9 protein-coding genes are annotated in these 10,909 nt (G+C 42.5%); 2 read left to right on the top strand and 7 right to left on the bottom strand.

Annotated features, from left to right (window positions below; translation table 11 throughout):
* Positions 1 to 444 precede the first annotated feature (444 nt).
* The 3 genes from buk to BM377_RS13900 form a co-directional block, all read right to left on the bottom strand.
* Entirely contained in the window at positions 445 to 1,509 is a 1,065-nt protein-coding gene (gene buk / locus BM377_RS13910; protein WP_092249820.1) for a butyrate kinase, read from the bottom strand.
* A gap of 89 nt (positions 1,510 to 1,598) precedes the next feature.
* Positions 1,599 to 2,513, bottom strand: coding sequence for a phosphate butyryltransferase (gene ptb, locus BM377_RS13905; RefSeq protein WP_092249817.1), 915 nt, complete (start codon positions 2,511 to 2,513; stop codon positions 1,599 to 1,601).
* A 115-nt stretch (positions 2,514 to 2,628) separates the two neighbouring features.
* Positions 2,629 to 3,390: a hypothetical protein gene (locus tag BM377_RS13900; protein WP_092249814.1), complete on the bottom strand. Its 762-nt coding sequence runs from the start codon at positions 3,388 to 3,390 to the stop codon at positions 2,629 to 2,631.
* Between the two features lie 697 nt (positions 3,391 to 4,087).
* On the opposite strand from BM377_RS13900, the gene BM377_RS13895 reads away from it, so the two are divergent.
* Positions 4,088 to 4,594 carry an acyl-CoA thioesterase gene (locus BM377_RS13895; protein WP_092249811.1) on the top strand — a complete coding sequence of 169 codons (507 nt, stop codon included), beginning with the start codon at positions 4,088 to 4,090 and terminating at the stop codon, positions 4,592 to 4,594.
* Positions 4,595 to 4,631: 37 nt separating this feature from the next.
* A complete protein-coding gene (locus tag BM377_RS13890; RefSeq protein ID WP_092249805.1) occupies positions 4,632 to 5,666 on the top strand; it encodes a glycosyltransferase family 2 protein in 1,035 nt (344 codons plus the stop codon).
* A 44-nt stretch (positions 5,667 to 5,710) separates the two neighbouring features.
* Here BM377_RS13890 and BM377_RS13885 read toward each other — a convergent pair whose 3' ends face one another.
* The 4 genes from BM377_RS13885 to BM377_RS13870 all read right to left on the bottom strand — a co-directional run bounded on the left by BM377_RS13885 (position 5,711) and on the right by BM377_RS13870 (position 10,909).
* The gene (locus tag BM377_RS13885) at positions 5,711 to 6,997 is read right to left on the bottom strand and encodes a hypothetical protein (protein ID WP_092249802.1); all 1,287 of its coding nucleotides are present in this window, start codon (positions 6,995 to 6,997) and stop codon (positions 5,711 to 5,713) included.
* A 27-nt stretch (positions 6,998 to 7,024) separates the two neighbouring features.
* Complete coding sequence (locus BM377_RS13880) at positions 7,025 to 8,260, bottom strand: ATP-binding protein (protein ID WP_092249799.1); 1,236 nt, start codon at positions 8,258 to 8,260, stop codon at positions 7,025 to 7,027.
* Positions 8,261 to 8,331: 71 nt separating this feature from the next.
* Entirely contained in the window at positions 8,332 to 9,735 is a 1,404-nt protein-coding gene (locus tag BM377_RS13875; protein WP_092249796.1) for a lipopolysaccharide biosynthesis protein, read from the bottom strand.
* On the bottom strand, positions 9,728 to 10,909 hold the full coding sequence (locus tag BM377_RS13870; RefSeq protein ID WP_092249793.1) for a glycoside hydrolase family protein: 1,182 nt from the start codon (positions 10,907 to 10,909) through the stop codon (positions 9,728 to 9,730). The genes BM377_RS13875 and BM377_RS13870 overlap by 8 nt, the downstream gene beginning before the upstream one ends.

Raw genomic sequence — 10,909 nt, 5'->3', positions numbered from 1 at the left:
CCTTTCAGAGCATTTCACGCAGACCTCCCTAGGTACCACACGTTTCTTCCTCTCCATCCATCTGCCTCATCTATCATGCATGATTCCGTGTAGTTATGGGGTTTCGACTTGTGCAGTAGCCTTACCCTCATGCATGACCTCATATGAGATTTCTGTTCGTCAGACCAGAGATTTGCCCGTGAGTTAGTATGTTCCTCACATCCAGCTTCCTTCAGATTCCACCTCGCGATGGACACCCTTGCCTTCGGCTATATCCTTCCCACTACCGGGCGAATTCGGGACTTTAACCCGTTGGAAACGTGCGCCGCTAGGCGCACTGCAAAAAGCTGCCGCAGGAATAATTCCCGTGACAGCTTTTGATTATCATATATTTTAATAATAAGGGACTTCCGCTCTCGGGCTTTGCCCTCGCCGGAAGGACGCTCAGACTAACTCGTAAAAACCTTAGTAAGTCTTCGCAGCCTCTTCACCGTTCATTACGCGGATAGCGCCCTGTGCAAGTGCAAGGAGCTCGTCCTCTCCGGGATAAACGGTTACGGGTGCGATCCACTCAACACGATCCTTGATCTTGTCTGTGATAACCTGTCCGTAAGCGATACCGCCTGTAAGGATGATCTGATCAACCTTACCCTTAAGAACTGTAGCGCAAGCGCCGATGTTCTTGCAGATCTGATAGATGAATGCGTCTCGGATAAGATTTGCTTTCTTATCGCCCTCTTCGCACATCTTGTTAACTTCTCTCATATCGTTTGTTCCAAGGTAAGCGTTAAGTCCGCCGCCACCTACAATCTTCTTTTTCATCTCATCGTATGTGAACTTACCTGAGAAGCAAAGATCAACGAGTGCCTTAGCGGGGATACCGTTAGCTCTCTCGGGTGAGAATGCGCCGTCACCGTTAAGCGCTGCGAATACGTCTACCATCTTGCCGTTCTTGTGAACGCCTGTTGATGTACCGCCGCCCATGTGAACAACGATAACGCTGATGTCTTCGTACTTCTTACCGATCTCTTTTGCATATCTTCTTGCTACAGCCTTCTGGTTAAGAGGATGATCGATAGATACACGCTCAACCTCAGGAATACCTGAAATACGAGCAACCTCATCCATCTCGTCAACAACAACGGGATCTACGATGTATGAAGGAACACCGATCTCATCAGCGATCTCTCTAGCAAGGATACCGCCGAGGTTAGATGCATGCTGTCCCTGAACTCCCTTCTTGAGGTCCTCAAGAAGAGCGTCTGTACACTCATATGTGCCACCGGGAATGGGACGAAGAAGTCCGCCTCTTCCCACGATAACGTTGAATGATTTGATATCGATGTTTTCTTTTTTAAGGAAATCAAGAATGATGTTCTTACGGAAATCCTTCTGATCGATAATTGTAGCGTACTGATTGATCTCCTCAGTGCTGTGTCTTAAAGTTTCCTCTTTTACAAGAGTCTCATCCTCGAAGATGCCGACCTTTGTAGAAGTTGAACCGGGATTTATAATTAAACTTTTTATCATGGTCTTTTCCTTTCTTTTTCATAATGAACTTCCGCTCTCGGGACAAGCCCTCGCCGGAAGACGTTCGAACTAGATTCGAAAGAACCTCATCAAGTTCTCTCAGCGGCAACAACTGCAGCAAGTGCGATTGAGTTAACCTTAACCTCAACACTGTCAGATCTTGATGTAAGGATAACGGGTGCCTTTGTTCCTGTAAGGATGTTACCGTTCTTAACCTTGGCAAGTCTTACGATTGTCTTGTATGTAAGGTTACCTGCGTGAATATCAGGGAAAAGAAGGATATCGGCGTCACCGACGATCTTTCTGTCAAGAGCGCCTGCCTTGTGCTGAGCAGCCTCGGGATCGATAGCAAGATCCATTGAAAGAGGTCCGTCAACGATGCAGTTCTTGATCTCGCCTTCTTCGTTGAGTCTTGTAAGCTCAGCAGCCTCAACTGTAACGGGCATCTTGGGGTTAACAACCTCAACTGCTGCAAGAGGAGCAACCTTAGGGCAATCAACGCCGCAAGCTCTAGCTACATCTACTGTATATTCAATGATGACTTTTTTATCCTCAAGTGTCGGATAGGGCATGAATGCAACGTCTGTAAGGAAAAGAAGACGATCGATTCCGGGAATCTCAAACACGCAAACATGTGAAAGAGGACGACCTGTACGAAGACCAACTTCCTTATCAAGAACGCTCTTAAGGAAATCCTTAGACTCCAAAGCACCCTTCATGTAAATGTCAGCCTTGCCGTCATGTACAAGTGAAACCGCTGTACGAGCTGCCTCGATGGTATCCTTAACATCGATGATCTCGTAATCGTCAAGGTTCATTCCAACCTCTGCTGCCTTCTTCGCGATCTCATCCTTATCACCAACGAGAATGGGTTCAACGATTCCTCTCTCCTTAGCCACCTTAACAGCCTCAAGTACGTGTGTGTCCTGCGCTACGGCAACAGACATCTTCTTGGTTGTCGCTGTCTTAAGCTTAGCCAAAATGTCATCAAAGTTCTTACTCATGATAAAAAAACCTCCACATAATTTATCTTTTATGTATTATTCAAAAGCCATATGTCAAAATTTTAACACTCAAAAGCGGCAAATGCAATGGTGATAAACAATTCTTAGGGAATTATCATAACAAATAATCTTTTATCTTTCTTTCCAACATTTTTGTGTTTAACGGAGCTTCTTCCGATTCCATGGAAAACAGTATGTCTCTTCCGATAATAAATCCACTTTCCTCGTATATATTCATCTTCTTCAAAGTCCTTTTTGCATATTCATCATCCGAAACAAGTCCAAAATGCTCCCAGTATAAAGTCTTCCTGCGTCTAACATTCAGGACAACGAAGTCAGGACACACACTCTGCCCACTCTCCAATTCAAGCATAGGTTCATATCTGTAAGGAATTTTGTATTTATCAAATAAATCAGCAATTATCTTTTCTGATTTTGAACGAACTTTTTCCCCTCGCGCCGTCATATATGTATTTTGCATCGGAAATGTATTCTGTCCTCCATGATGCCGATCATACCACTCTTCAATATACTGCTCATCAGTTGGAACCAAGGGCTCTACCAGCTGTTTTCTAGCCTCTGACATCTTCTCAAAAGTTCTTACTATGGCCGTGATATCATATAGTTTCAGAAAACGCTCAATCTGATAACGCTGGTTTAAAAGCACGTGATGCACAGACTCATCATAGGACTTTTGCACAATGCTTCTTACGGAATCAAGGTCCTTTGTTTTTACGTACTTGCGCTTCCCTTTCTCTCTCAAGTAATACTGAAACCCGTTTTTTCGCGGCGAAGTACACACGACCCTCTTTTCGATGTTCTTCTCCTTTTTCAATCTCTTTTCAGCAAGAGCGATGAGTCGATCAAGCTGCCCCACCTGCTCTTGGAGTTCATTTCTGTAATCCTCTATGGTTTTCTCCTCCTTATTTCTTTTTCAAGCATGCACATTGCATTTTTTCACCGTTATGCATGCCGATGCTTCTTGCGCCCGGCATGTATATTAGAATTATTTACCAATACGCATGCCGTCGAATTTTTCCTTCGGCATGTAAATTGGCATCCTTCGCGTTTATACATGCCGACGTCATCTGGCCCCGGCATGTTTCCTTCAACTTTTTAGGAATATACATGTTCAACCACGAAGAGCCCCGGCATGCATTTTCTGCACTCTTCTATGTATACATGCTCAATTCCTTAATCCGTAATTTGCTAGACCTAATAATCGGCATGCAAATTCTCTTTTCCCCTGTAAATACATGTCTGATGAACAAAATGCCATCTCAACGCAACTCCAAAGCGGCATGCAAACCGAGCAATTCCTGGCATATACATGCCTATATACTCAATCGGCGTTTCATTAAAAAGGGATTTGTGTGGCAAAACCATACCAAACTGCCACAGAGTCGAACGACTCAAAATAGAAACAATAAGAATATACTTCCAAAGCAAGAACAAGTCAAGACGCAAAATAGCAGCGGCATGGCGCTTTCATCACAACAAATAACCTGCCGAGTATAGAAAGATAGCCACATATGCTGTAAAATTAGAAGTATCAAATCAAGCGGAGGTATGGTATGGGTAAGGCTTTTCATGTTGATCATCAGATTGCGAACAAGAATGTGGAAGATTCCGTCACGGAATGGACCAGGGTTGTAAAGTACAGCGATATTAACAGTGAGAACAGGCTTTTTGGCGGAACTCTCATGTCTTGGATAGATGAGGTTGCGGGGACTGTTGCGGTAAGGCATTCGGGCAATCCCGTTGCGACGGCGGCCGTTGACAATATGCAGTTTAAGCAGGGCGCCAAGCTCGATGACATAATTGTGATGATCGGCAAGATCACGCATGTTGGCAAGACTTCAATGGAAGTCAGGGTCGACACCTACGTTGAGGATAGAAGAAACGGTATGAGACATGTTCTCAACCGCGCGTATCTGACGGAAGTTTGCATCGATACTGACGATACGCCTGTGCTTGTGCCATACGGACTAAACGTTAAGACCGAATCCGAACGAGCTGAGTGGGAAGGCGCCGAGAAGAGAATCGCACTTCGCAAGCAGCGCAGAATGGAAGGATTCTGATATATAATAATAAAAAACAGTACAAACGGAGGGCGTCATGCCTGTTTCTAACCCAAAAGTCAGTATAATAATACCTGTCTACAACACGGCCAAATACATGGACGAATGCTTAAGCTCCGTGCTCGGACAGACTTTAAAAGATATAGAGATAATCCTTGTCGATGACGGCTCAACCGACGGCGTCAGCGATAAACTCTGCGATGAGTATAAGCAAAAAGACGATCGCATCAAAGTTCTTCACAAGGAAAACGGCGGTCTTATGAGTTCATGGATCGCAGGCGTAGACCTCGCGACAGCACCCTATCTTTGCTTTGTCGACAGCGACGACTGGATCGATACGGATATGCTTGAAAAGCTCTACGCGCACACCGACAGTTCTTTTGCAAGCTCAGAGATCATTGCAGGAAATTACATCGTAGAAAAAGCAGGTGAAAGAAGAAAAGAGACGCAGGCCGCAGCCCCGGGCGAATACAAGGGCGACGCTCTTATCGCTCTTAGGAACAACCTTCTTGGCAACGAGGTTCGCCCCGTCACGCTATCACGCTGCATGAAGCTCATATCAAAAGAGCTGATTCAAGCAAATATAAAATACTGCAACACCGCCATCGTCATGGGCGAAGACGTCAACATCATGCTTCCGTGCCTGTGCGATTGCGAGAGACTCTACATCGCTGAAGGCGCCCATTTCTATCACTACAGGCTCGTCGGAAGCTCAATGGTGCACGCCTACAATCCCAAACTTATCGGCAACCTTGAGCTCAATGACAAGACCTTCCGTGGAATCTTGCAGGATAAAAAGATAGAAAGCGGCAATCTACAGCTCGACAAAGAGTTTGTCATCATGCTCCTTGTAGTACTTAAGAACGAGCTAAGATCGGACGCAGCCGACACCGCAGGCAGAGTAAGAAAGCTCTTTTTACAAGATGATATAAGAAAAAAAGTAATGTCCACAGATGTAGACATTACTTCAAAAGCCAATAAGCTCTTATATGCTTGCATCAGACACCCGAACCGCTTCATTGTGAGTGTCGCAAAACTTATCATAAACTACTATGACAAAAAAACTAATTAATAAATATGTAAGGCGCTTGGCATCATATGTCTGGGCGCCTTTTATTATCCCTGCTGCCCGCTATCCGCAGAAACAAAGACAGTCTCACCGACTGCCAGCACCACAGCCATGATCGTGCCGGCAAGATTTCTGAAAGTGAAATATGCGTGATCCATCGAATGCTCGCGCGCACCGAAATACCACATAAACGGGATCAGTCCGACAAACAGAATCGGAAGCACAACCGCCGCATTTATCTTGATGTTCTTTTTATTCCTGATCGCGATGACAACTGCTGCCACGATCGCGATCACAGCCGCAAGAAGCACCGGCTTTACAAATAATATCCTGCAGTTTTCAAGCACCGTCGCGATAAATCCATAGTGCACTTCGCCGTTTCCGCTTCGATAAACGACCTGTTCGAAACCTTCAAGAAGCGCATTCTCTTTTCCGCCCGAAATAACGGTTCCTACGATCCACTTCATACCCCACATTCCGACATAGCCGATGCCCCAGAATACAAGGTATGAAATAACTGCCAGGATTCCTTTCTTTGCGGAAGACAACAGCTCTTTTTTCTTAAGGATCATATAGGTCAAAAGAGGCAGCGCAAACGAAACGATCGGATATGTCAAAAAGTCTACGTACACGACCGTCATTCCGATGATGAGGAAAAGAATCGGCGCATCCTTCGTGATGTCGATCTTATCGTGACAAAGCAGCACAGCCAAAAGCGCAAGCAAAGTCACGTTCATTACTGCCGCATACTGGAAGTTCATCGCACAGCTCACAGGATTGATCGCGATAAGCGCAGCCGTAAGAGCCGCTCCAAGGCGCATGTTTCCTGTCTTTTTCATAGCTAGCTGAAGGATTACCGCCATCATGATCAGCTCAAAAACAAAATTCAAAATGCGGACGTTGTTAAGGCTCATCAGCAGCAGAAGTGGCTTCAACGGCACAAGATATCCGTGCCAATATCTCACATAATTAAACTGAAAACTCTCGCCGTCATAGTCCGTAAGTTCAAGATACGCGTCATTGTTCTGCCCCACGTAATCATGGTGCGGGACGATCGCCGCATTCAAAAACGGATTCGCATCATCACCCTCTCCCGGGAAAATCGCATTAGCAAGAATGAACGTCACGTCCGTGTAGTCATCAAGCAGCGTATATTGATACCCCACCGACCACTCAGGATTGCTGCTCATTCCCTCGTACTGCCCAAGCGAGTTCTTTACATTTTCTCTTATCCTTCCCGTCGGAAGCGCGTACACCGCCACCAGCGCCAAATATCCCAGCACCGTTCCGATGAGAAGCGTTAATATTGTTCGTTTTATAAGTGTTTTTATCATTGGTTTAGAAATCTTCTCCCATCCCGTTTATATGTACCAAACAGGTAATTGCCAGATGTTGTCGCGAAGCTTGCCGGGAGCCGGACATGTACATATCACTGCGCCCATTCCGCGCTTCTTCTCTTCTATCTTATCAAGAACAGTAAAGGCGCTTGTCATCTCGGCATTAACCTTGCTGTTCTTCTTGATCTCAATAGGATAAAGCGTTCCGTTCTGCTCGATGATGAAATCAATCTCCGATTCCTTATCGGGCTTTTTATCCTTGCCTCTATAGTAAGATACATAATATCTGTAATCAAACCCTGCATTTGAATATGATTTCAGTATCTCTGAGATAACATAGGTTTCAAAAAACGCTCCGCTCATCGCACCGTTTGCAAGTGTCTCCGGAGTAAGCCACCTTGTAAGGTATGCAGCAAGTCCGGTGTCTCTGAAATAAAGCTTTGGCGTCTTGATGGTTCTTTTAAGTGCGGAAGCTTTGTAAGGCTCAAGAATGTATATTATTCCGGAAGCCTCGAGGATTGAAATCCACTTCTTGATCGTGTCAGCATCTTTTCCCACTTCATCTGCGATATTGGAATAATTAAGAATCTCTCCGGTTCTGGAAGCGCATGCGATCATGAACCTTCTGAAAGAATCAAGATCCTGAACTGCCGACAACTCCCTTACATCTCGCTCCAAATAAGTCTTCACGTAACTAGCAAAAAACATCTGCCAGTCCATCTCCGGATTCTGAAGTTCCGGATATCCTCCTCTGTGAATCCTATCCCAAATATTGAAAACCGCTTTAGCCGTCTTGTTTCTGGTCTTCACATATTCTTCGGTAGGAATAAAAGGCTCGGAAAAAGAATCCTTCATTATCTCTCTAAGTGATAAAGGCGCAAGCTCAACGATGGAAACTCTTCCCGACAAAGAATCCGAAACCAGATCCATAAGCCTGAAAGGCTGAGATCCCGACAAAACATACTTGCCTCTTTCATCATCCTTGTCGCACTCCATCTTGAGGTACCTGAAAAGATTCGGAACTCTTTGAACCTCATCCATGAAAATAGGCGGCTCATTGAGTGCCAAGAAGGTATTGGGATCGTCATTGGCCTGATCTTCCAGGAACTGATCATCAAAAGTCAGCATCTTTCTATCGGGAAACACGTTCTTAATAAGCGTGGACTTTCCTGTCTGTCTTGCCCCCGTAACAAGGATTGCTTTATAGTTTTTTTCTGCCTTCTGCAGTATTTTCTCCAAATGTCTGTGTATGTATTTCATAATCTATCCTCATAAATGAATTATGACTAATTCCGAATCCGATTCGGAATTAGTCATATTATATCATTTTGTCAATCAGTTTTCAACGACTCAGTATCACAGAAGAACGGCTTTCTCTTTATGGTATCTATAACTATAAAAGCAAAAACCACACCGGCTAAAACCAGATTCATCAAATTGATCCATAATGGCAATCTCATCATACCAACCACTGAAAAATATATAAAAATCAATCCGTATACATATTGTCTCTTTAAAATGATAAATCGATAATCATTTCTAAGCATGATTTTCCTTATGTACATTACCACCATATTAGATACAACAGTAGATATGGCAGCTGCATATAAACCTATTACTCTTACAAGTGATAAATGTATTATAAGATTCACTGCTGCGCCCATGATAGTAGAAAAGCCATTAGCCTTAGTACGCTTCAAACTTATCTGTATTCCTCCATAAAATAGTGCAACAACATTGTAAATCACAGATGAGATCAGTAGCGGAGAATATAGCCTTGCACTTGAAAACCTTGAATCAAAAATATAATCAAATATTATAAAATTACAAGAAATGATTCCTATGCACAAAGCGAGAAGTAACGATACCATCTTGTTCAATACATTATTATAATGTTGTAATCTGTCCGCGCGACTAATAGAGCTCGTTGCTTCTTCTTGCCATGAAATATTGAAAACGCCAAAAACAGCAGAACAAAGATTTGGTACTTTATATGCTATCGCATATATTCCATTTGCGGCTGCTCCTATAAATCTGAAAATAATCTGTCTATCAGAAACTCCGATTATCCACCAACATATATCATTCGGAACAAGTGCCCAAGAATAAGAAATCAACGCCCGTATTTTCTCTATTGAAAATTCCACTTGTGATATATATTTCCAATAGGATGTCAAAAAAACAATCAACAAGATATCAAGTAGAAACCCGCATGAATACCCATATATAAGTCCGGGTAATCCCATGTCAAAAAACTTTACAAACACTACAATCATTATGGCATTTGCAAGTGATGTCGCAGTCTTACATATTCCCAAAATCGAAAGCTTCTTAACCGCTCGAAGATATCCCTGAAAGTAATTATCAAGCACCTCACAAACAAGCATAACAACAAATGGTATGAATACTTGAAAATGCACAAAATAATTAATGACCCAAAGAATCAAAACAGAAATTATAAGATTCGCCAAAACAAAATATAAGCCATTTGCTATGTATTTTTTCTGTTCCTTAAAATCTTTATCTATAGCCAATCTGAAGACTGCATTACTTGAAGCCACCGTAATTATAGGGATCAACAAGGTAACATACGTTGCCAGCAAATCATATGTTCCATATTCCTCGGTAGAAAGCCATCTGGTAAAAATGGGCAACATAATAAACATAAGGCCCTTATTTATAAGAGTGCTAAAACCGAGTATTAAAGTATTCTTGGCTAATTTATTTTTAGTCATTTTCCTGCATCTCCAGATATCTTATCAATTCATAAATTCTGGCCGTTAATGTATTCGCATCTTTAGTATTTCGACTATACATCCTCTTCCTCTCGTCATAACAAAGATTGTTCTGGATTTCTAATAGTCTGTGAGTCTCCTTTTCTCCATCTATGCTCGTAAACGTCTTTACCACATATCCATACTCAAAAGCAGGTGAATTGTATGCATATGAAAACTTCGCAGTTCTACACTGTACATCTACATCAGGGCGATAATACTCATATTTACTAACATTAAAGACTCTATTTAAATTCTCAAAATCAAGTCCATATTCTAGTGCTTTTTTAAAAGCTTCTCCGAGAAAAAAAGTATTATCTTTAAATCCGTTATTATAAAGAATAGCGAAAGCATAAAGATTAAAAAGCTGATAAGAATCCTCGTAAGTGCCTTGTCGAAGCTTATCCGGGCTATATCTCCATATTCCGTATGGAAGTATACATCCCGTTATGCTTTTAATCACATACTTTAATGTTTTCTTTTTTCTGAAATCACCAAAATGTTTGATTCTCCCCTTTGGCGATATCTTAAAATGACCACCTAAACATTTCACAAAAGTGCTTACCTGAAATATAATCTCCGGATCATTCCTATATTTTGTAAGTTCAGCTCCAACGGCCGCAAACCATATCTGATGATTAAAAACCAAATCATATCCCAGATCATTGCCATCCATATCCACGCGTTTCCAATATCCTGATTCCGAATCAAAGATCTGTGACTTGAAGATTTTTTCTGCTGCATCTAAGTATTTTTCGCTTTTTATTATCCTATATGCTGCCAGCAAGCCTTCTATCGCCCACGCCTGCCCAATTAGGCCGTTTATTTTGTCAAAGCTGCCTTCTGATATACATTCAACTGATCCACTTAACGATTTATTTTGAATATCGACTATATAATCTCCGAATACCCTGCAAAGATCATAGTACTTCTTTTCTGAATAATTCAACGCCAGATAACTGTAGATCACGCACCAATGCGCAGTGTTTCGCACAGGTGTATCCTCGCACATATAGGCGCCATTATTTCCGGGTACAGCATGTTCAGCATCGAAAAAGGCATCTACTTTGTCATCTGCAATAGTTTTAATAAATTCAGCTATATCCATTCCTTCGTTCTTTCTGTGATTTAACAT

Origin of the sequence: Butyrivibrio sp. INlla21, from assembly GCF_900116875.1 — a bacterium.
GTDB lineage: Bacteria > Bacillota > Clostridia > Lachnospirales > Lachnospiraceae > Butyrivibrio.
This window is presented reverse-complemented; position numbering and strand designations above follow the sequence as displayed.